This is a genomic window from Paractinoplanes brasiliensis, from assembly GCF_004362215.1.
GTDB lineage: Bacteria > Actinomycetota > Actinomycetes > Mycobacteriales > Micromonosporaceae > Actinoplanes > Actinoplanes brasiliensis.
This window is the reverse complement of the sequence record NZ_SNWR01000001.1, coordinates 3,463,689-3,484,146: the sequence shown is the minus strand read 5'-3', so window position 1 is coordinate 3,484,146 and position 20,458 is coordinate 3,463,689. Positions and strand designations below refer to the sequence as shown.

At 69.5% G+C, this 20,458-nt stretch carries 19 protein-coding genes and 1 tRNA gene; 13 read left to right on the top strand and 7 right to left on the bottom strand.

Going from position 1 to position 20,458, the window contains the following annotated elements; all coding sequences use genetic code 11:
• The first annotated feature begins 120 nt into the window (after positions 1 to 120).
• The 4 genes from C8E87_RS15595 (at position 121) to C8E87_RS15580 (ending at position 6,960) form a co-directional block, all read left to right on the top strand.
• Positions 121 to 1,473: a chaplin family protein gene (locus tag C8E87_RS15595; RefSeq protein ID WP_133873772.1), complete on the top strand. Its 1,353-nt coding sequence runs from the start codon at positions 121 to 123 to the stop codon at positions 1,471 to 1,473.
• Between the two features lie 247 nt (positions 1,474 to 1,720).
• Entirely contained in the window at positions 1,721 to 3,250 is a 1,530-nt protein-coding gene (locus C8E87_RS15590; RefSeq protein WP_133873771.1) for an acyl-CoA carboxylase subunit beta, read from the top strand.
• A 12-nt stretch (positions 3,251 to 3,262) separates the two neighbouring features.
• Positions 3,263 to 4,420, top strand: a complete 1,158-nt coding sequence (locus tag C8E87_RS15585; protein ID WP_133873770.1) for an acyl-CoA dehydrogenase family protein — start codon at positions 3,263 to 3,265, stop codon at positions 4,418 to 4,420.
• Positions 4,421 to 4,509: 89 nt separating this feature from the next.
• Positions 4,510 to 6,960, top strand: coding sequence for an ATP-binding protein (locus C8E87_RS15580; RefSeq protein ID WP_133873769.1), 2,451 nt, complete (start codon positions 4,510 to 4,512; stop codon positions 6,958 to 6,960).
• Positions 6,961 to 7,269: 309 nt separating this feature from the next.
• Here the strand turns inward: C8E87_RS15580 and C8E87_RS15575 are convergent, their stop codons facing one another.
• Positions 7,270 to 7,755, bottom strand: a complete 486-nt coding sequence (locus C8E87_RS15575) for a MarR family winged helix-turn-helix transcriptional regulator (RefSeq protein ID WP_133873768.1) — start codon at positions 7,753 to 7,755, stop codon at positions 7,270 to 7,272.
• Positions 7,756 to 7,857: 102 nt separating this feature from the next.
• On the opposite strand from C8E87_RS15575, the gene C8E87_RS15570 reads away from it, so the two are divergent.
• A complete protein-coding gene (locus C8E87_RS15570; protein ID WP_133873767.1) occupies positions 7,858 to 8,436 on the top strand; it encodes a YceI family protein in 579 nt (192 codons plus the stop codon).
• A gap of 164 nt (positions 8,437 to 8,600) precedes the next feature.
• Positions 8,601 to 10,070 (top strand): glutamate-cysteine ligase family protein, encoded by a 1,470-nt coding sequence (locus C8E87_RS15565; protein ID WP_133873766.1) that lies wholly within the window; start codon positions 8,601 to 8,603, stop codon positions 10,068 to 10,070.
• Here the strand turns inward: C8E87_RS15565 and C8E87_RS15560 are convergent.
• Positions 10,067 to 11,602 carry a Hansenula MRAKII killer toxin-resistant protein 1 gene (locus tag C8E87_RS15560; RefSeq protein ID WP_133873765.1) on the bottom strand — a complete coding sequence of 512 codons (1,536 nt, stop codon included), beginning with the start codon at positions 11,600 to 11,602 and terminating at the stop codon, positions 10,067 to 10,069. The genes C8E87_RS15565 and C8E87_RS15560 overlap by 4 nt on opposite strands.
• A gap of 166 nt (positions 11,603 to 11,768) precedes the next feature.
• Here C8E87_RS15560 and C8E87_RS15555 point away from each other — a divergent pair, with 166 nt between their 5' ends.
• Positions 11,769 to 12,785 (top strand): PASTA domain-containing protein, encoded by a 1,017-nt coding sequence (locus C8E87_RS15555; protein ID WP_166661175.1) that lies wholly within the window; start codon positions 11,769 to 11,771, stop codon positions 12,783 to 12,785.
• Between the two features lie 9 nt (positions 12,786 to 12,794).
• Here the strand turns inward: C8E87_RS15555 and C8E87_RS15550 are convergent, their stop codons facing one another.
• Positions 12,795 to 13,094 (bottom strand): hypothetical protein, encoded by a 300-nt coding sequence (locus C8E87_RS15550; protein WP_133873763.1) that lies wholly within the window; start codon positions 13,092 to 13,094, stop codon positions 12,795 to 12,797.
• Positions 13,095 to 13,464: 370 nt separating this feature from the next.
• Here C8E87_RS15550 and C8E87_RS15545 point away from each other — a divergent pair, with 370 nt between their 5' ends.
• The 3 genes from C8E87_RS15545 (at position 13,465) to C8E87_RS15535 (ending at position 15,147) form a co-directional block, all read left to right on the top strand.
• Positions 13,465 to 14,346: a helix-turn-helix domain-containing protein gene (locus C8E87_RS15545; RefSeq protein WP_133873762.1), complete on the top strand. Its 882-nt coding sequence runs from the start codon at positions 13,465 to 13,467 to the stop codon at positions 14,344 to 14,346.
• The gene (locus C8E87_RS15540) at positions 14,310 to 14,534 is read left to right on the top strand and encodes a DUF397 domain-containing protein (protein WP_133873761.1); all 225 of its coding nucleotides are present in this window, start codon (positions 14,310 to 14,312) and stop codon (positions 14,532 to 14,534) included. Before C8E87_RS15545 ends, C8E87_RS15540 begins: the two co-directional genes overlap by 37 nt.
• A 157-nt stretch (positions 14,535 to 14,691) precedes the next feature.
• Complete coding sequence (locus tag C8E87_RS15535) at positions 14,692 to 15,147, top strand: hypothetical protein (RefSeq protein ID WP_133873760.1); 456 nt, start codon at positions 14,692 to 14,694, stop codon at positions 15,145 to 15,147.
• 3 nt (positions 15,148 to 15,150) lie between these two features.
• Here the strand turns inward: C8E87_RS15535 and C8E87_RS15530 are convergent, their stop codons facing one another.
• The 4 genes from C8E87_RS15530 to C8E87_RS15515 all read right to left on the bottom strand — a co-directional run bounded on the left by C8E87_RS15530 (position 15,151) and on the right by C8E87_RS15515 (position 17,519).
• A complete protein-coding gene (locus tag C8E87_RS15530) occupies positions 15,151 to 15,747 on the bottom strand; it encodes a hypothetical protein (protein WP_239080659.1) in 597 nt (198 codons plus the stop codon).
• 118 nt (positions 15,748 to 15,865) lie between these two features.
• Positions 15,866 to 16,690 carry a WecB/TagA/CpsF family glycosyltransferase gene (locus tag C8E87_RS15525; RefSeq protein ID WP_133873758.1) on the bottom strand — a complete coding sequence of 275 codons (825 nt, stop codon included), beginning with the start codon at positions 16,688 to 16,690 and terminating at the stop codon, positions 15,866 to 15,868.
• 81 nt (positions 16,691 to 16,771) lie between these two features.
• Positions 16,772 to 16,900, bottom strand: coding sequence for a hypothetical protein (locus C8E87_RS46805; RefSeq protein WP_369076869.1), 129 nt, complete (start codon positions 16,898 to 16,900; stop codon positions 16,772 to 16,774).
• 536 nt (positions 16,901 to 17,436) lie between these two features.
• A tRNA-Leu gene (locus C8E87_RS15515) sits at positions 17,437 to 17,519 on the bottom strand.
• 199 nt (positions 17,520 to 17,718) lie between these two features.
• Here C8E87_RS15515 and C8E87_RS15510 point away from each other — a divergent pair.
• Genes C8E87_RS15510 through C8E87_RS15500 form a run of 3 tightly spaced genes read left to right on the top strand, consistent with a single transcriptional unit; the run spans position 17,719 to position 20,452 of the window.
• Positions 17,719 to 18,516 carry an FHA domain-containing protein gene (locus C8E87_RS15510; protein WP_133873757.1) on the top strand — a complete coding sequence of 266 codons (798 nt, stop codon included), beginning with the start codon at positions 17,719 to 17,721 and terminating at the stop codon, positions 18,514 to 18,516.
• A gap of 5 nt (positions 18,517 to 18,521) precedes the next feature.
• The gene (locus tag C8E87_RS15505) at positions 18,522 to 19,004 is read left to right on the top strand and encodes an FHA domain-containing protein FhaB/FipA (RefSeq protein ID WP_133873756.1); all 483 of its coding nucleotides are present in this window, start codon (positions 18,522 to 18,524) and stop codon (positions 19,002 to 19,004) included.
• Positions 19,001 to 20,452 carry a PP2C family serine/threonine-protein phosphatase gene (locus tag C8E87_RS15500; protein WP_133873755.1) on the top strand — a complete coding sequence of 484 codons (1,452 nt, stop codon included), beginning with the start codon at positions 19,001 to 19,003 and terminating at the stop codon, positions 20,450 to 20,452. The genes C8E87_RS15505 and C8E87_RS15500 overlap by 4 nt, the downstream gene beginning before the upstream one ends.
• Positions 20,453 to 20,458: the final 6 nt, after the last annotated feature.

Below are 20,458 nucleotides of genomic sequence, written 5' to 3'. Positions count from 1 at the left end.
GGTCAGGGCAGAAACACATCGCGCCAGGGCGCCGCTGCGCCCGAATGCAGTTCCGGAACACCTGCCAACTGAATAAGCCACACCACTGCCGAAACATTATTGAAAGGCATTTCTTTTCTCATGAAGACTTGGGTTCGCAAGACTCTGAGTGTCGGCGTCCTGGCCGCCGGCGCCCTGCTGTTCGCCCCGGCCGCCGCGCAGGCCGACAGCAAGCAGGTCACCGGAGCCAACAACGGCATCCTGAACGGCACCCAGATCGCCGTGCCGGTCCGCGTCCCGATCAACGTCGTCGGCAACTCGCTGGGCATCCTCGGCGTGGCCGACGCGCAGGGTGTGGGCATCAACCGCACCACCGAGAGCGGCCGCCGGGGCGACGCCCAGGTGACCGGGGTCAACAACGGCATCGCGAACGGCACCCAGGCGTACCTGCCGGTCAGTGTTCCGGTCAACGTGGCCGGCAACTCGGCCGCGGTGCTCGGCCACGCCAGCGCCTCCGGCGTCGCGGTCAACGGCCGCAAGGCCGAGAGCAAGCGCACGACCGAGCACGGCTGGGGCGATGCCCAGGTCACCGGTGCCAACAACGGCATCGCGAACGGCACGCAGATCTACGCGCCGATCGATGTCCCGATCAACGTCTGCGGCAACTCGCTCGCCATCCTCGGCGGCGCCCACTCCCAGGCGATCTGCTCGAACGACGTGCGCGGCTCCCGGCACTTCCACCACGGTGGCAAGTGGGGCAAGAAGGAGAGCGTGCAGGGTCACCGCGGTGGCCGCGGCGCTGTCCAGGCGACCGGCGTCAACAACGGGATCCTGAACGGCACCCAGCTGTACGCGCCGATCAGCCTGCCGATCAACCTGTCGGGCAACTCGGCCGCCGTCCTCGGCGCTGCGCACAGCCGGGCGATCTCCCGCAACGAGTCGGCCCACGGCAACGACTTCGTGCAGGCGACCGGCGCCAACAACGGCATCCTGAACGGCACCCAGGTCGCCGTGCCGATCAGCGTTCCGATCAACGTCTGCGGCAACTCGCTCGGCATCCTGGGCGCGGCGCACTCGGCCGCGGCCTGCCTGAACGACGACGATCACTTCGGCGGCCACGGCTGGGACCGTGACCGCGACTGCGACCGCCCGGGCCACGGCTGGGACCGCGACTGCGGCCGCCCGGGTCACGGCCACGGCCCCGGCAAGGATGACGACGACTTCGGTGGCGACAACGGCGACGTCGACGACGACGACTACAAGGGCGACGGCGGCGAGAAGCCGGCGACCAACGATGGCTACGGCGACGTCCAGGACGACACCAACGACGAGGAGCCCGCGGCGGACGGCTACACCAAGCCGGCCGCGGCTGGTTCGGACAGCAACTCCAAGGGCGGCCGTGGTGGCGAGCCGACCGAGGCTTCCCCGATCTCGGGCCTGACCGAGAGCCTGGGTGGCGTCGGCAGCCTGGGTCTGCTCAACACCCTGCGCTGAAGCCCGCTTTCCCACGGGGGTTAGCGAAAGACCGGGTCGCGCCGGTCCCGGGTGCGACCCGAGCGGTGCCAGGAGGCGCCGTGGTTTGACCGGTGCCCCTCCACGGCGCCGGAAGCAGTGAATAGAACGGGAGTTCCCGCAGCCGGCGGGGACTCCCGTTCGTCGTTGCCGCCCGCTGGGCGATGGGCTACCCTAACGCTCGTTAAGCTTGAACGAGCGTTCAGGACGACCCTCGCAAGGAGGCGACGTGGCGACCGACGACGAGGCGCTTGCGCAGGTCCGCAAGCGGGTGCTGGCCGGCGGCGCGGAGCGCTACCATGCGGCCAATGCCGCGAAGGGCAAGCTCTTCGCCCGCGAACGGATCGGGTTGCTGGTCGACGAGGGCTCCTTCGTCGAGGACGGGCTCTATGCCAACAGCCTGGCCGACGGGCTGCCGGCCGATGGCGTGATCACCGGGATTGCCCGGGTCGACGGCCGTGAGGTTTGCCTGATGGCGAACGACTCGACGGTCAAGGCGGGCTCCTGGGGCGCCCGTACGGTGGAAAAGATCATCCGCATCATCGAGCGGGCGGTGCAGTACGGCGTCCCGATGATCTACCTGGTCGACTCGGCCGGCGCCCGCATCACCGACCAGGTCGACCTGTTCCCGGGCCGCCGCGGCGCCGGCAAGATCTTCCACACCCAGGTCAAGGCGTCCGGCGCGATCCCGCAGGCCTGCGCGCTGTTCGGCCCGTCGGCGGCCGGCGGGGCGTACATACCGGCCTTCTGCGACATCGTCGCCATGGTCGACGGTAACGCGAGCATGTATCTCGGCTCCGACCGCATGGTCGAGATGGTCACCGGCGAAAAGACGACGCTCGAGGCGATGGGCGGCGCGCGTGTGCACTGCGCCGAGTCCGGCGTCGGCCATTTCCTCTGCAAGACGGAGCAGGACGCGCTCGACACCGTACGGGCTTATCTGTCTTATCTGCCGTCGAACTGGGAGCAGAACCCGCCCACGGCCACGCCGAAGAGCTCATCGGGGGCCGACCTGGGGGCGATGGTCCCGGCCAGCGAGCGCCAAGCCTTCGACATGCGGCGATACGTCAAGGGCCTGGTCGACGAGGGGTCGTTCTTCGAGATCCAGGCGCTGTGGGCCAAGGAGCTCACGATCGGGTTCGCCCGCCTCGACGGCGAGGTGCTGGGCGTCGTCGGCAACAACTCGATGTTCAAGGGCGGCGTGCTCTTCGGCGACTCGGCCGACAAGGCGAGCCGGTTCGTGCAGCTCTGCGACGCCTTCAACGTCCCGCTGCTCTTCCTCTGTGACGTGCCCGGCTTCATGGTCGGCTCGGCGGTCGAGAAACAGGGCATCATCCGCCACGGCGCCAAGATGATCACGGCGATCTCGGAAGCCACGGTGCCCAAGATCTGTGTGGTGGTGCGCAAGGCGTACGGGGCCGGTCTCTATGCCATGGCCGGTCCGAGCTTCGATCCCGAGGCCACCATCGCGCTGCCCACCGCCAAGATCGCGGTGATGGGCGCCGAGGCCGCGGTCAACGCCGTCTACGCCAACAAGATCGCCGCCATCGCCGACGACGAGGAGCGGGCCGCGTTCGTGGCCGAGCGTCGCGCCGAGTACGAGCAGGACATCGACATCATGCGGCTGGCCAGTGAGCTGGTCGTGGACACCGTCGTCGAGCCGGGCGACCTGCGCGACGAACTCATCCGCCGCTACCGCGCCGCACGCGGCAAGGAGCGCTTCTTCGCCAAGCGCCGCCACGGCGTCACGCCCGTCTGACAGGAGCACACCATGGTCGACTTCCAGCTCGACGAGGAGCAGGAGGCGCTGCGCGTCACCGTCCGGGACTTCGCCCGTGAGCAGGTGGCGCCGGTGATCGCCGAGCACTACGAGCACAAGACCTTCCCGTACGAGGTCATTCGCCAGATGGGCAAGATGGGGCTCTTCGGCCTGCCGTTCCCCGAGGAGTCCGGCGGCATGGGCGGCGACTACTTCGCGTTGTGCATCGCCCTGGAGGAACTGGCCAGAGTGGACAGCTCGGTCGCGGTGACCCTGGAGGCCGCGGTCTCGCTCGGCGCCATGCCGATCCACCGCTTCGGCACGCCGGAACAGAAGGAGCAGTGGCTGCCCCGGCTCTGTTCGGGCGAGGCGCTGGCCGCGTTCGGCCTGACCGAGCCCGGCACAGGTTCGGATGCGGCCGGCACCCAGACCCGCGCGGTCTTCGACGAGGCCACCGACGAGTGGGTGATCAACGGGAGCAAGGCGTTCATCACGAACTCCGGCACCGACATCACCTGCCTGGTCACGGTCATGGCGGTCACCGGCACCAACCCGGACGGGTCCAAGGAGCTGTCCACCATCATCGTGCCGTCGGGGACCCCGGGCTTCACCGTTGCGCCGGGCTACTCCAAGGTCGGCTGGTGCGCCTCGGACACCCACGAGCTCTCCTTCGACGACGTACGCGTCCCCGCCGCCAACCTGCTCGGCGAGCGCGGCCGTGGCTTCGCCCAGTTCCTGCGCATCCTCGACGAGGGCCGGATCGCGATCGCCGCGCTGTCGGTGGGCCTCGCCCAGGGTTGTGTCGACGAGTCGGTGCGTTACGCCCAGCAGCGTGAGGCCTTCGGCCGGCCGATCGGCAACTACCAGGCCATCCAGTTCATGATCGCCGACATGGAGATGCGGGCGCACATCGCGCGGGTCGGCTACTACGACGCCGCCGCCCGCATGCTGGCCGGTCAGGACTTCAAGCGGTACGCCGCGATCGCGAAGCTGAACGCGAGCAACGCCGCCATGGAGAACAGCCGCTGGGCCACGCAGGTGCACGGCGGGTACGGCTTCATGAACGAGTCGGCGGTCGGGCGCTTCTATCGGGACGCCAAGATTCTCGAGGTCGGCGAGGGAACGTCCGAGGTCCAGCGCATGCTGATCGCCCGCGGGCTGGGTCTTTAGCGGCATTTGCACCTCGGCTTTCGGTCCGCAATCCGACAAGAGCGGATCTCTGCTCGCCGCGTCTCTGAACCAGCCTTAAGTTCTGTGTCATGGGGGCTGAAAACGCGCCGGACCAGGGCGTATCCGGGTTCGACGCCGTGCTTCGCCGCGAGCGGCAGCGCGCTCGCCTGACACAGGAGGAGCTGGCCTCCCGGGCCGCCGTCGGCGTGCGGACGGTCCGTGACCTCGAACGGGGCCGGGCGTCACGTCCCCAGCGCACCACGGTCGAGCTGCTGGCGGCCGCGCTGGGTCTGAGCGGCGCGGATCGAGAGGCGTTCCTGGCCGCGGCGCGAGGCCAGTCCACCGAGGACGGTCTGCCGCCCACCGGCTTTCTCAGGGTGTTGCCGACGATCGAGTTGATCGGCCGCGACGACGATCTGGCCGAGATGACCGCGCAGCTCACGGCGACCGACGGCCCGCGCGGCACAACCCTGGTCGGCCTGGCCGGGGTGGGCAAGACGAGCCTGGGATTCGTGGCCGCCCACCGGGCGGCCGCGGCTTATCCGGGCGGTGTCGCCGGCATCGTGGTCACCGACGGCGCCACGGTCGGTGAGATGCTCGGCAGCATCGCGGCCGAATTCGGTGTCGGCCGCCCCGACGACCTGCCCGCGCATTTCGCGGGCCGGGCCGCCCTGGTCTTCGTCGACGCCGTCGAACGCTCCGCCGACGCGACCGCCGAGATGCTCACCCGCCTGCTCGAACGTCTGCCTACGCTGCGGTTCCTGGCCACCGGCCGGCACCCGATCGGCCTGCCCGCGGAAAGGGTCTGGCCGCTCGCCCCGCTCACCGCGCCTCCGCCCGACACCGCCGGCACGCTGGCTGACGTGGCGGCGTACCCGGCGGTGGCTCTGTTTCTGGAACGACTCGGTCAGGTCCGCCACACCGAGCCGGAGCCCGACGAGATCGCGCCGCTGGCCACGCTGGTCCGGCGGCTCGGCGGTCTGCCGCTCGCGATCGAGCTGGCCGCGGCGCGTGGTCGCGTGCTGACGATCCCCGAGATCCTCGACCGTTACGGCGATCGCGTGCTCGACCTCGACCGGCCCGGTTCGGGCGAGCCGCTGGTCAGCCTGCGCGATGCCGTGGCGGCCAGCTATCGCCTGCTCAACGCCGAGGAACAGCGGGAGCTGCGACGGCTCGCGATGTTCCGCTACCGCTGGTCGATCGGTCTTGCCGAGCAGCTCATCGACAACCCGCGCGCCGACGTCGTGCACCTGCTCGACCGCCTGCTCGAACTCGGCCTGCTCAGCGTGCGCGGCCGCCGGACGTTCCGGTTCCGCCTGCTCGACGTGGTGCGCGACTACGCGGCCGAGCGCGCGGCGGCCGAGGGTGAACTGGACGACAATCGCCGGCGGCACGCTGAGGTGCTCGCCGACCTGGCCCACCAGATCTGGCCCGACCTGACCGGCGCCAGCCTGCCCGAGGCGGCGGGGCGTCTCGACGACGTGGCCGGCGACTTCGGCACGGCGCTGGCCTACGCGGCGGCGGAGGATCCGCACACTGCCCTGCGCCTTGCGGCCGCCCTTCCGCGTTGGTGGCGGTTCCGGGGCCGCGCCGAGACCGGCCGGCGATGGCTGCGCCGGCTGCTCGACGACCCCCGCACCGCCGACGCCGACCCGTCCGTCCGGGCGTGGGCGCGCATCGGGATGGCCCAGCTCGCCCGCGAGCACGGCGACAGCGCTCGGGAGATCGAGTCGGCGTCCGAGGCCCTGGCCGAGTTCGAGCGGCTCGCCGAGGTCGCGGGGCAGCTCACCGCGCACGCCCAGCTGGCCGGCCTGTGGATGAGCGCGGGCGACTTCGACCGGGCCCGTGAGCACGGCGAGGCTGCCCTGGCGCTGGCCCGGCGTACCGGTCAGGCGCGTGACCTGGCGGTCGCCGAGAACAACCTGGTCTGGCACGAGATCCGTCAGGGCGACCTGCGGGCGGCGCGGCAGCGGCTGGCCGTGGTGCACGAGCAGGCCGGGCGCTGCGGCGAGCGGCGGCTGCGGGCGCTGGCCCAGGCGAACCTGGCCGAGGTGCAGCGGCTGGACGGGCTTCCGGACGAGGCGGCACGGGTGGGCCGGCGTGCCATGACCGAGCTGATCAAGCTGGGCGACCCCGGGCATCAGCGCCGGTTGCTCGCGACGATCGGGCTGGCGCTGGCTGAGGCGGGGCGGGTGGACGAGGCGGCGGTGGTGCTCGAGCAGCTTCACCCCGAGGAGGACGACGACGCCATGGACGGGCCGGCCGCGGTGGTCGAGGCGGCCGTCGCGCTGAGCCGGGGCGAGCCGAAGCGGGCGGCCGAGTGTTATGCCCGGGCCGCCGAGGCGTACGACGGGATTCATGATCCCCGCGATGTGGTGGAGGCTCTTGTCGGGCTGATCGTGAGCACCCCGGACGAGGATGAGCGCGAGTCGGCCGTACGGCGGTTGGGGCTCTTGTGCCGCTCGGGCGGGATCACGCTGTTGCCGCGCGAGCGCGAAAAGCTCGGACCGCAGCGGCTGGCCCGGGTGCTGGAAGGCTGAAGGTCAGGGTCCTGGCCGGGCGTGGTCGGCCGGCGTAGCGTGCCCCCCACGCGCCGGCCGCCGCCACGCCCGCCAGTCAAGCGGCGAGAACGAAGCTCCCCCGTCGAGCCCCGCCGTCGCCTCGGTCGCGCCGCATCCCCCTGCGCGGATCACAGTAGCCACACAGGACCGCGCAGCCCGGGAGATTTGTCCGTTTGGACCGCCGCGTCGCCCGATTCTGCCGGTAGTTCTGCCGGTTTACCCCAAGCCTTCCGGCACGGTGCTCACGGACGGCTTTGTTCCGACTTCGACGGGTTGCGTAATGCTTGCTCAGGCGGCGGAGCGTTCCCCGTCGGTGCCGGCCGTCGCGCACGGGTTGACCGCGTCGCGAATCTTGCGGAGTGAGGCGAGCATGCCGTCGAGCTCGGCCGGGCTCAACTGTCCGATGAACCACTGCTGAAGCAGCTCGAGGTGGCCGGGCAGGACCTCGTCGAGCCGGCGGAGGCCCGCGTCGGTGACCACGGCGAACGAGCTGCGCCGGTCGCTCGGGCAGGCCTCGCGCCGGATCAGGCCGTCGCGGTCCATGCGGTCGACGACCCGGGTCACCCCGCTGGTCGACAGGGAGGTCTGGCCGGCGAGGTCGGTCATCCGGAGCCGGTGGCCGGGGGAGCGAGCCAGGCGCATGAGCACCTCGAACTCGACGGCGGAGAGGCGGTGCTGGTCGAACTGGGCGTTGAAGCGGTTGCTCAGCCCGGTGAACGCCTCGGCGAAGAGCCCGAAGGCGGTGAAGCGGGGGTCATCCAGGTCCGTACTCACGGGTACATCCTACCTCGGACTCTTGACACGGGGAATATTGCTTGGCATATAGTTGCTCCGTCACACAAATACCGATCACAGTGCTTGAGAGAAGGAAAAGTCATGACCGAGTCCGTCGCCACCACCCGTACGTACGAGGGTCTGCAGATCCCGGCCGCCGGCACGTACGACCTGGACGCCGCGCACAAGCGGGTCGGCTTTGTGGCGCGACACCTCATGGTCAGCAAGGTCCGCGGGCAGTTCGCGGACGCCTCCGCCGTCATCACCATCGGCGAGGACCCGCTGACCTCCTCCGTCGAAGCGACCATCAACACCGCCAGCATCGAGACCGGCCAGGTCGACCGGGACAACCACCTGCGCAGTGGTGACTTCTTCGAGTCCGAGAAGTACCCCGCGATGACCTACCGCAGCACCGGCATCAAGAGCCACGCGGGCGCCGAGTTCGTTCTCGACGGCGAGCTCACCATCAAGGACGTCACCCGGCCGGTCGAGCTGGTCGTCGAGTTCGAGGGCGCCGGCACCAGCCCGTACGGGCAGGCCGTCTTCGGTTTCAGCGCGACCGCCGAGATCGACCGCGAGGAGTGGGGCCTGACCTGGAACATGGCCCTCGAGAGCGGCGGCGTGATGGTCAGCAAGAAGATCAAGATCGAGATCGAGGGCGAGGCCATCCGTCGCGCCTGACCGCACCGAGGTCCACAAGCGAGCCGCCGCCCGGATTCCTGGGCGGCGGCTCGCTGTTGTGTGGCGCGACTCCGGTACGGGTGGCAAGGTAGACCGAGCGCACGCGTTCGCTCACAGAGTGGTGATCGACGTCCGTTTTGTGCCTGGCCGCCCCAGGAGGGTAAGTGGGCAAGGATCTCGCGACCGTCGTCTTCGCCCCGGAAGACCGCGTCACCTATCGGGACAAGGTGCGCCGATGTCTCGACGTCTTCACGCAGATGCTCGACCAGCACATCTTCGAGGATCGCGACGACCTGACCACCGGGCTCGAGATCGAGCTCAACCTCATCGACGAGGCGGCCCGGCCGGCCATGCGCAACGCCGAGGTCCTCGACCGTCTCGGCGACCCGCTGTTCCAGACCGAGCTCGGCCAGTTCAACCTCGAGCTCAACATGGCGCCGCGGTCGATAGCCGGCTGGGGACTCGCCGACTATGAGAACGACCTGCTCGAAAGCCTGGGCCGGGCCGCCGACAAGACCGACTGCGGGCTCGTCATGATCGGCATGCTCCCCACCCTCACCGCCGAGCACCTGGTGCTCGAAAACCTCAGTGCCAACGAGCGGTACCGGCTGCTCAACGACGAGATGGCCGGCGCCCGCGGCGAGCGGTTCGACCTCGACATCCGGGGCGTCGAACGGTTGCGAAGCAGCAGCGACTCCATCGCGCCCGAGGCCGCCTGCACGAGCGTCCAGTTCCACCTGCAGGTGCCGCCCGACCGGTTCGACCGCTTCTGGAACGCGTCCCAGGCGATAGCCGGCGTGCAGGTCGCGGTCGGCGCGAACTCCCCGTTCCTGCACGGCCGTCGCCTGTGGGCCGAGACGCGGATAGCGCTCTTCCAGCAGGCCACCGACACCCGGCCGGAGGAGCTCAAGGCCCAGGGCGTACGCCCCCGCGTCTGGTTCGGGGAACGATGGATCACCTCGGTGTTCGACCTGTTCGAGGAGAACGTACGGTTCTTCGCCCCGCTGCTGCCGTTCCTCTCCGACGAGGACCCGGCCGAGGTGCTGCGCGCGGGCGGCATCCCTCGCCTGGGTGAGCTGCGCCTGCACAACGGCACGGTGTACCGCTGGAACAGGCCCGTCTACGACGTCACGGAGGGGCGGCCGCACCTTCGTGTCGAGAACCGCGTGCTGCCGTCCGGGCCGACTGTGATCGACCTGCTGGCCAATGCCGCGTTCTACTTCGGCCTGGTCCGTCAGCTGGCCGAGGACGAGCGTCCGGTCTGGTCGCGTCTGCCGTTCGCAGCCGCCCGCGAGAACTTCCACACCGGCGCGGTCGAGGGCATCGAGGCCACGGCCTTCTGGCCGGGCGTGGGCACGGTTCCGGTGACCGAGCTGGTGCGGACGGAACTGCTGCCCCGCGCGTACGAGGGGCTGGACCGGTTCGGTGTCGCGCCACCCGTACGCGATCGGTTGTTGCGGGTGATCGACGAGCGCTGCCGGTTGGGCCGCAACGGCGCGTCGTGGCAGACCGAGGCCGTACGGGCGGCCGAGCGGCGCGGCATGTCCCGCGACGAGGCGTTGCACTCGATGCTGTTGCGTTACCGGGAGCTGCACAGCACCAACGATCCCGTGCACACCTGGCCGGCGTACTAGCCCTTCGCCTGCGGTTTCGGGTTCGACGGGGGTGGAGCCTTCGGCGGCGCTTGGGCGGGTTTCGGGTTGATCTGTGCTACGGCCGGGGCTGTGGGCGGCGGGGTCACAGTGGACCTGGCCGGCTTGGGCTCCGCCGCTTTCCTGGGGCGCGGTCTCGGGGCCGGCCGGGCGGCGGCGGCGATCTCCGCGTCGACCGGGGCGGGCTCGACACCCGTACGCTGGTCTTTGTCCGCTTTGTCAGGTCCGGGACTGTCCCGCTCGGACGGTCGGCGGGAGGACGGCGCGGTGGCAGCCCCCTTCCCGGTCACCGGTGACGGCGCGGTTGCAGCTCCGGTTGCGGGTCGGGGTGCGGTTCCCGGCGTGGACGACGCTGCGGGTTCGGGAGCGGGCTTCTTTCGGCGGCCGAAGAGCCATGACCTCGGTTTCGCCGGCTCATCCGGGTGCCCACCTTCCTCGTCACCCCCCTCCGGCATCCCTTTCGCAGATTTTGTACCGCGGAGGGAGGGTGACTCAGGATCCCCGGCCGCGGCCGGAAGCTGGGCGGTGGTGGCGGTTGCGCCCTGGTCGCGGGGTGGAGTTGAGCGTCCGGACGACGGCGGCTCGAGGGCGGGGGCCTCCGGGACGCGGGCTGTGCCGGTGACCGTGGCGCCCGCGCGGCGGGACCGCTGCTCCTGCAGCGTGCGGGTGACGGCCACCGCGAGAACGGACCCGGCCAGGCCGGCCAGCACGGCGTACGGCGCGATCAGGTATGCGGACTCTATGGGCCCGAGCGCGCCGGTCAAGCGCGGCGCCAGCGCCAGGAAAACGAACGCGACCAGGAGCGGGCCGGCCACACCCGAGGTCGCCGCGCCCGTGCCGGCATCGCCGCGGCGGGCAGCGGGCACGGCCGTCAGGGCGCCGACGAGGAAGGCCGCGGCCAGGGTGAGCAGGGCGCTCGGCCAGTAGATCGTGCCGTACAGCCCGCTGTTGGCCACCTCCGCGAACTGCCAGCTGGTCAGATAGGTCGCGGACTCGCGGTTGACGGCCAGCTCGACCACGATCGCCGCGATGGCCAGGGCCCACAGCCAGACCCCGGTGGCCATCAGATTGGCCGCGACCGCCCGGGACGACACCGCCCAGAACGCGATGATCAAGCCCAGCGCAAGGCCGGCCACGGCGTAGCCAGCCGCCACGACCTGCGGGTTCGCGGTGTCGAAGCGTACGGCGGAGCGGGCCGGAAGCGCGATGAGCGCGACCGTCACCAGCGCGCCCACCGCCGCGCAGGCAGCCAAGGCGAACCGCCAGGGGCCGCTGGTGCGTGGCCCGGGGCCGCCCCGAAAACGGCTGCCGAGGACGGCGCCGAACACCGTGGCGCTCGCCGTGATCCAGGTTGCCCAGCCGAGACTGCCCAGCCAGGCGCTGTCGTCGGGGGTCGGCGTCACCGGCCAGACGACCACGCCCAGGCCGTAGCCCAGACCCAATTGCGCGGCGCCCGTGCCCGCTGCGGCTCCTGCCGCGGTGGCTACGCGCGCCGTCCAGCCCTTCTCGGCCATGCGCCGCACTGTAGCGGCACCTGCCGATGCCTGCGAATCGGTGCGCCGATGCTCGCGTGCGTCTCTCACCTGTAGCCACCTGGTTTGTTTGTCCTGCGGAGGCCAGACATGTCCCGCAAGATTCGATACGTTGACCCATGCGGGTGAACGAGCCGGAGGAGAGGCGATGTCGGACGAGAGCGACGAGACGCGACGTTCTTCGCCTGACGACGCCGAGGACCCGTCCTCCGAGGCGGATAAACCCGAGAAGCCGGACTCCCCGGGCGAAAAGCCCAGGGCGGACGACCTGGACGCCACCCAGGTCAGTGGTTCCGCCGCCGATCCGGACGCGCCGCCGGCTGGTGGGTCGGCCGCTGATCCGGATGCGACGCTGGTTGACGGCGATGTGCCAGAGGTGACGGTCGGCCGGGCCTCGGTGCCGCCGCCCGGAGACGACGACACGCTGGACGGCGTTCGGCGCGGAGACGACGACACCCTGGACGACGTCCGTACCGTGCCGGCGATCCGGGACGAGCCCACCGTGGTCACGAACAAGCCCGGCTCGACCGCGATCATGCCGCCGGTCAGTGATGACGACTGGGCCCCCAGCCGGGCCAATCCCGCGTGGTCGGGACGAGCCGAGGTGCGCCCGCCTCAGCCGGGCCGGGGTTATCCCGAGGTCGACTGGACCGCGTCCACCCCGTCCACCTCGCGGGACAGATGGTGGATGCCGATCGTGGTCGGCATCGTGGCGCTGATCCTGCTCGGCGTGCTGGGCTGGGCGATCTATCTCATCCTGCAGGACTCGGAGGACGAGACTCCCGCGCCGGTGACGAGCACTTCGGCCACGCCTGCCGAGACGGTCACGACCGGAACGACCTCACCGACCGTGACGCCGACGACCACTTCGCCCTCGCCTTCGCCGGAGCCGACCCAGTCCACGACCGACCCGTCCACGTCCGAGATCACCGTCCCGGCGCTGCGGGGGCTGGCGCTGGCCGACGCCCAGGAGGCGCTGCGGACGACCGGGTTGAACTACCGGTTGATCTATCGTCAGGCGCCGGACGTGCCGCCGGACACGGTGATCGACAGCGATCCGGTAGAGGGGCAGGAAGTCCCACCGGACACGACGGTCACCTTGGTGATCGCGGCGCAGCCGACGACCGGTCCGACGGGCACAGCCGAGCCCACGGAAGGCAACTAGCCGGAGGGATCAGCGGTTCGTACGGACCGTACGGGCCTGAACCGTGCCGCTGACCAGGCCCGGCTGGCGGCCGTTGCGCGCCCGGGGGTCGGGCGCCTTGCCGACGGCACGCAGACCACTGACCTGGACGAAGATCGAACGACGCTCCACGGCATCGCCCGACGCGTTGAGTTCATAGCCGTCCAGCCAGATCCAGCCCTCGTACGTCGGCCAGTCGTGGACCCGGATGACACGGAACAGCATCGGCGCCGCGAACTGGACGCTCGCCGCCTTCGTCACGTGTATGACATCACCGGACCGAGGAAGCACGTCATCTCCTGCCCTGAAACCTTGACACGAAAGCACCAGTGTGCCCGGCGTTAACGCCTATGCAAACTTCCAACGATGCCAATCATCAAAAGCGTTGCGGAACGTCACCGCCACCGATCCGCCGACCGGCCGGAAGTGGATCAGTCCACCTCGGACAGCGCGAAAGACCGGGACCCCGTTAACGGTGACGTATCGGTACGTTGAGCGGGACTCGGTCGTCTTGCCCCGTCCGGGGTGAGTGACGCGAGCCATACCGAAAAGATTGCACTACGAGTCCGGTCGATGCAAGTTGCATGTCAGCCCTTAGTGATTACCGGTTGGTAGATGCTGGAAACTTGAATCACTAAATGATCGACAGGAGACTGGGGTTGTGAATCAACGTCGCAGTCCCACCATTCGCCGCCGCCGGCTCGGGGTCGAGTTGCGCCGGCATCGGGAGGGCGCCCGGGTCACGATCGACATGGTCGCGGAGCGATTGGGCTGTTCGACGTCGAAAGTATCCCGTATCGAAACGGGGCACACCAGCGCCAGCCCGAGCGATGTTGCGGCCATGTTGACCATTTACGGCGTACCGGACGCCGTGACGCGGGAGCTTGTCCAAATTGCCCGAGAAGCGCGGCAAAAAGGGTGGTGGCATCCGTTTTCTACCGTTCTCACCGGCGCTTACGTGGGACTGGAGGCGGCCGCCCGGTCCGTCCGCACGTACGAGTCGCAGGTCATTCCCGGTCTGCTTCAGAGCGAAGCGTATGCAATTGCGATGATTCGGGCCGCCCGACTGGGGGACAGCGACCAGCAAATTGAGCAACGGGTGCGCGTCCGGATGGAAAGACAGTCGTTATTGATTCAGGACGATCCGATCGATCTTTGGGTGGTGCTCGATGAGGCGGTGGTGAGCCGGCCGGTCGGTGGCGACGAGGTCATGCGTGATCAATTAGCCAGATTGATCACGACGGCGCGGTTGCCGAACGTCACGTTGCAGATCTTGCCCTTCGCGGCGGGTGCGCACGCCGGGATGGACGGCACGTTCGCCATTCTCGAGTTCGAGGAGGAGGGCGATGCGGACGTGGTGTTCACCGAGAATGCGACCGGTGGCCTGTTTCTCGAGAAGGTCGAGGAACTGGGCAAGTACATCTCCATCTTCGAGGCCATCCGGACGTCGGCCCTCCCTCCGGAGGAGTCCATCGGGATGATTGAAATGCTGGTAGAGGAGCCATTGTGGAAGTCGAAGCGAAGGGTTTCCGGATCGATTTGAGCCGGGCACAGTGGTTCAAGAGCACTCGTAGCGGGCCCAACTCCGACAACTGTGTCGAGGTGGCCTTCGTGGAGGAGGCGATCGCGGTGCGTGACTCCAAGAACCCGCACGGACCGGCGCTGATCTTCACGGCCGCTGAGTGGGACGCGTTCGTCGGCGGCGCCAAGGACGGCGAGTTCGACCTCTGAGCCTCAAGGTTCGTCGCACTACGGCCGGCCCTCCCGCAGCGGCGCGGGAGGGCCGGCCGTAGTCATTTCTCCGCTCGCCTCGTTGAACGGCAGAAGCGCGGCCCGGACCGCGTAACACCGACGGGGTCGCTTCCCCCGAGCGAGGCAAGGCAGACAGATGACGATGGGTTCGGAAAACCTCAGCAACTCCTCGACGGCGCAGGACCGCTTCAGCGGCGGGGTGAGCGCCTACCGGCAGAACCGGCGCGAGGCCGCGCTGGCCGCCGACGCCGGGGACGGTGAACTGGTGTCGCGCAGCAGTTCCTCGGGCCTGCCCACCCGGTCGCCGGGCCGGAACCACAGCATCGAGCCGATCAGCCCGCTCGACCGGGCGGCCAAGCTACCGTCGCTGGACCTGCAAGGACTGACTGAGCCGGTCTTCCCGTCGAGCGGCTGGCCCGACACCGACTCCGGCTCGTCGCAGTCGATGGCCGACCACCCGCTGCTGCGGGGACTGCTGCTCGAACTGCCCGCCCGCGGCACACTGCCCACTTCGGACTGGCTGGACCGCTGGTTCGAGGCTGCCCGCTCGATCCTCGAGCTGCTCTACGTGCAGGAAGCCAAGAAGAGCTGACCGTCAGCGGCTGTCGACCGGCACCCGCGGCCGGTTACGCCCGATCGGGGCCAGCGCCAGCACGCTGAGCCTGCTGTGCCGCAACCCGGCCCGAATGCCGATTGCCAGCACGGCCACGCCCACCACCGTGATGGCGATGCCGGCCAGATCGGCGCCCGGAACCTCGACCAGGCCACCGGCGATCGGCACGCTGAGCAGGGTGGCCAGACCGGTGACCTGCAACGGAACCAGGATCAGGGGATGGGCTGCGGCCGCGCGGAGAGCCGGCGGCACCGGGGTCTGCGGCGCGGTGGCGAACGCTCCCGCGCCCCGGCGCACCTGGGCCACCCGGCGCAGCCCGGCGGTCAGGACGATCAGGGCCGGAACGGCCGGCGCGAGCGCCGCGGCGGGGGCTGCCGACTCGCCCGGCATCAGGGCGGTGACGATCGTGATGGCGACGAACACCGTCGCGCCGGCGGCGATCAACAGGGTGATCAGGCCGGCCCGGCGGCGCAGAGCCGGAGCCGAGGGCGCCGACGACAGCGAGTCCGCCAGCAGCCCGGCGGTGAGCCAGACGGCGACGAGGGCGCCGGCGAGAATGAGGTCCGCGACGATGTTCACATGAACAGCGTTCACCTGGGAGCGCCGGCGCGAAACCGGGTTTCTACCCGACAGGACCCGTAGGGGATGCGGGCGACAACCCTGAGCCTGTCCTATTTGTACGGATCCTTGTGTGGCTCTAGACGGCGAATGTGGTGACCGGCTCTGTGGCCGGGGCGGGCGGAGTCGCCTTCCACAGTCCACTGCGCTGAGCCGCGAGCCGGGTCAGGTAAGCCGGGTTGAGCAGGACGTATCGCTTCCAGAGCCGCTTCGGCTCGAGCCCCAGGCGCCACAGCCACTCGAGGGCATACTTCTGCATCCACGCCGGCGGGTTCTTGAGCAGGCCCGCGTGATAGTCGAACGCGGCCCCCACGGCGAGCAGTGGCATGTCAAGAAGCGGACGCATCGCGTACGTGAAGATTTCTTGCCGCGGACACCCCAAGCCCACGAGCACGACCCGCGCGCCCGAGGCCTTGATCCGCTCGGCGATCTCCTCGGCCTCGCCCGGCTGGTTCGTCCGGAACTTCGACGCCTCCACACCGGCGATCTTGAGGGCGGGGAACATCTTTTCCAACGCGGGCACGAGCCGGTCGAGCGTGGGCTGGGTGGACCCGTACAGGTAAATGGGAAGCCCCTCGGCCGACGCCTGCTCCACGACCTTGAGGGTCAGCGTGGGCCCGTAGACCCGATCGGTCAGCCCCGCGTGATGCACCAGGTTGAGCGCCCACCGCACCGGCTGCCCGTCCGGGGTGACAAGGTCGAACGAGTTGAGCCGCGCGTTGTGCGCCTTGTCCTGCACACCCGTCATGACCCCGTGCACGGCCAGAGCGGTCACCGCGTACGGCCGGCGTTCGCGCGCCGCCTCCATGATCCGCGCGGTGGCGTCCGCGTAGTCGGTGACGTCGACCAGCACCCCGAGCACACTGCGCTTGCCGCTCTGAGTCGCAACTTGTCCGGCACTCACGAAGGCATCCTCAGTCTCGGCGTCTCATCATTTTCCGCCGCCGAGCATAGCGGCCACACCCCTATCACCCATTCGGAGCGCTCACCCCACCCGGAACCCACCCGCGCCCAACGTATCCGGGCGCGACCCGCCCAAGTCCGATCCGCCCAAGTCCGATCCGCCCAAGTCCGATCCGCCCAAGTCCGATCCGCCCAAGTCCGATCCGCCCAAGTCCGACCCGCCTGATCCGACCCGCCTGATCCGACCCGCCCGAGCGCGACTCGCAAGGGGTCGACTCGCTTGAGCGCGACTCGCCAGAGTTCGAACGGCCCACGCCGAGTTCGATCATGAAGACGCCGCCGGTGATGGCGGGGAAGCCGTCGCTCATGATCGAAGGTGAGGCCCCGAACAATCGGGCTGATCATCGGGCTGGTGCGCTTGGTGCGCTTGGTGAGGTAGTGCCGGCCGGTGCGCGTTCGGTGTCGTGGCCGCAGACGGTCACATGGCGGCTCGAAGCGTCACTGGAAGGTCTTCGCCGACCTCCGTTGCTGGCCCGACACAATGTTGGAACCACACCGTGATGATCACGGACAGCAACGAAATTTGTGCTTTTTGTCTCCCAGCGAAGCCGAAAACCCGCACCAACGTGATGATCACCGCACCGCCGCGACCACCGCACCGTGGGGTCCCCGGGGCTCGGCCCCGGGGCAGGCATAACGAGGAGCCCCGGTCCGCGCTTCTCAGCGGACAGGGGCTCCTGTGACTCGTGGGGATGGGGGGAGTTGAACCCCCACGTCCTTTCGGACACACGGACCTGAACCGTGCGCGTCTGCCATTCCGCCACATCCCCGCGGCTTTATGAGACCGGCCCGGAGGCCTGCCTTTTTGTTACTGGCTGCGACAGACTACGCTGTCGCACGTCACCAAGCGAGTTGATATCGCCCGTGACGCCAGGGAAGACTAGCACGGCGTCTACGGGTGTCATACGAGGGTCAGAAGTGCCGGTCGCTCTTGTGCAACAGATGCGCAAGCGGCGGCCGGATACCATCATGTCCTCGGAAGCCGAGGAGGAGCCGGTGAGCGTGCTGCAGCGCTTTGAGAAGCGATTGGAAGGCCTGGTCGAAGGGGCCTTCGCCAAGGTGTTCAAGGGTGTCGTGCACCCGGTGGAGATCCTGAATGCCATGCAGCGGGAGGCCGAGGCACACAAGGCCATCCTCGCCGGTGGCCGGACTCTCGTGCCGAACCGCTACGTGATCGACCTTTCGCCCTACGACCACAGCCGGTTGGCGCCCTACGCCGCCGCGCTCGCCCAGGAACTGGCGCAGTCCCAGGCCGAGTTCATCGGGGAGCAGGCGTGGACGGTCTACGGCGACGTGATCGTCGAGATCGAGCGTGGTGACGGGCTCGACACGGGCATGTTCCGGGTCACCGCCGAGGTCTACACCGGCGGCGAGGTCGCCCCGGTGCAGCAGCCGGCGTATGACGCAGGCCCGCAGTACCCGCCGTACGAGCAGCAGCAGCCGGGTGGCTACCCGCCGCCGCACGGCGGCGCGCCCAACGGCCGCGGTGGGGTGGGCCTCATCTCGGGTGACGGCCGCACTTATCCGTTGCAGATGGGCTCGACGGTGATCGGCCGCGGTGACCAGGCCAACCTGCGCCTGCCCGACGTCGGCATCTCGCGCCGGCACGCCCGCCTGGATTACGACGGCAACCAGGTCGTCCTGACCGATCTGGGTTCGACCAACGGCACGATGGTGAACGGCCAGCGCGTCTCGGCCGTGGCGCTCAACCCGGGCGACATGATCCAGCTGGGCACCACCACGTTGACGTTCCGAGTGGACGGCTAACCACCTTGCCCGAATTCGTCCTCACCGTCGCCCGGTTCGGCTTCCTCATCCTTCTGTGGATCTTCGTGTTCACGGTGGTGGGAGTGATCCGCCGGGATCTCTTCGCTGGGGTCCGGTCCAAGAGCATCGTCGCCAGCCCTCGGGGGGTGGGTGGCGCGGTGCCCGAGGGCCGGCCCGCGAAGGCGAAGCGCGGTAAGGCGGCGCGGCAGCTGGTGGTCACGGCCGGGCAGCTGTCCGGCACGCGCATCACATTGAGTGAAGCGCCGATCACTATCGGTCGCGCTGAGGATTCGACTCTCGTCATCACCGACGACTTCGCCTCGGCTCGGCACGCGCGGCTCGTTCCGCGGGACGGCCAGTGGTTCGTCGAGGATCTCGGCTCGACGAACGGAACCTATCTCGACCGCGGTAAGGTCTCCGGACCTACTCCCGTCCCCCTTGGCGTACCGATCCGTATCGGTCGCACTTCTCTCGAGTTACGGCCATGACCCTGACCCTGCGCTATGCCGCTCAGAGCGACCGCGGTCTGATCCGAGACCTGAACCAGGACTCCGTCTACGCCGGGCCGCGGCTGCTTGCTGTCGCCGACGGCATGGGCGGCATGGCCGCTGGTGACGTCGCGTCCAACATTGTCATCGCCGCGATGGCGCCGCTCGACGAGGACGTCCCCGGCGACGCTCTGGTGGACGCGTTACGCCACGCGGTCGGAACGGCCAATCAACAGCTACGCGACACCGTCGACGCGAACCCGCAGCTCGAGGGCATGGGCACCACGCTGACCGCGGTGCTCTTCTCGGGCAGCAAGTTCGGCATGGTGCACATCGGCGACAGCCGGGCCTACCTCCTGCGCGGGGGCGAGTTCGCCCAGATCACCAAGGACGACACGTACGTCCAGATGCTGGTCGACGAGGGCCGGGTCAGCCCCGAGGAGGCGAGCAGCCACCCGCAGCGGTCGCTGCTCACCCGGGCGCTCGACGGCCGCGACATCGACCCGGAATACTCCGTGCGTCAGGTGCTCAAGGGCGACCGCTATCTGATCTGCAGTGACGGCCTCTCCGGTGTGGTGAGCGCGGACACCATCGGGCAGACGATGCGTGAGCTCACCGACCCGCAGGCCTGTGTCGAGCGGCTGGTGCAGCTCGCCCTGCGCGGCGGCGGGCCGGACAACATCACCGTCGTCATCGCCGACGCGACCGACGGCGACATCATGGAGCAGGCGCCGATCGTCGGTGGCGCCGCGGCGATCGACCGGGGTAACAACACCGTGGCCGACAGCTCGACCTCGGCCGCTCGGGCCGCCGCTCTGCAGGCGCCGCGCCCGGCTCAGCCGCAGCCCGAGCGAGACACCTATGCCGAGCCGGAGCCCAAGGGCCACCCGGTGCGGGCCACGCTGCTCGTGCTCGTGCTGCTGGGGGTGCTCGGCGGCGGCCTGTGGCTGGGCTATCAGTACACGCAGAAGCAGTATTACGTCGGGGCCACCGAGGCGGGGCAGCTCGCGATCTTCCGCGGCGTCCCCGGCCAGATCGCCGGCCTCGACCTGTCCAGCGTCAACGAGACCAGCCCGTCCCGCCTCGACGACCTCACCTCGGTCGCCCAGGAAAGGGTGAAAGAGGGCATCCACGCCAACGACCGGCCGGACGCCCAGCGCATGCTGGCCGAGTTGACCGACGAGACCCCGACCAACCCGAACCTCAAACCGCTGTGCGACACCGCGACCCCGTCGCCGACGACGGCGCCGCCGGTCCTGCCGAGCGCCGGCGCCACCAACCGGTCGGTCGTCCCCGGCAGCACCACCGCCGGTGGCACCCGGACCGGCAGCACCGCTGCCGGCGCCAACGGGTCGGCGCCCACCTCCGTGCCCGCGAACACGCCGTCCGCTCAGGTTTCCGAGTCTGCGCCCGCTGCCGATCCGGTCGGGTGCCGGACCGTCAACTGAGCTTCG

Bases quoted from the DNA above. Each gene is read 5' to 3' on its own strand.
- C8E87_RS15580 (WP_133873769.1), top strand. From the start codon at position 4,510: ATGGGGGCTGAAAACGCGCCGGACCAGGGCGTATCCGGGTTCGACGCC.
- C8E87_RS15535 (WP_133873760.1), top strand. From the start codon at position 14,692: ATGACGATGGGTTCGGAAAACCTCAGCAACTCCTCGACGGCGCAGGAC.
- C8E87_RS15570 (WP_133873767.1), top strand. From the start codon at position 7,858: ATGACCGAGTCCGTCGCCACCACCCGTACGTACGAGGGTCTGCAGATC.
- C8E87_RS15555 (WP_166661175.1), top strand. From the start codon at position 11,769: ATGTCGGACGAGAGCGACGAGACGCGACGTTCTTCGCCTGACGACGCC.
- C8E87_RS15500 (WP_133873755.1), top strand. From the start codon at position 19,001: ATGACCCTGACCCTGCGCTATGCCGCTCAGAGCGACCGCGGTCTGATC.
- C8E87_RS15560 (WP_133873765.1), bottom strand. From the start codon at position 11,602: ATGGCCGAGAAGGGCTGGACGGCGCGCGTAGCCACCGCGGCAGGAGCC.
- C8E87_RS15510 (WP_133873757.1), top strand. From the start codon at position 17,719: ATGTCCTCGGAAGCCGAGGAGGAGCCGGTGAGCGTGCTGCAGCGCTTT.
- C8E87_RS15595 (WP_133873772.1), top strand. From the start codon at position 121: ATGAAGACTTGGGTTCGCAAGACTCTGAGTGTCGGCGTCCTGGCCGCC.
- C8E87_RS15585 (WP_133873770.1), top strand. From the start codon at position 3,263: ATGGTCGACTTCCAGCTCGACGAGGAGCAGGAGGCGCTGCGCGTCACC.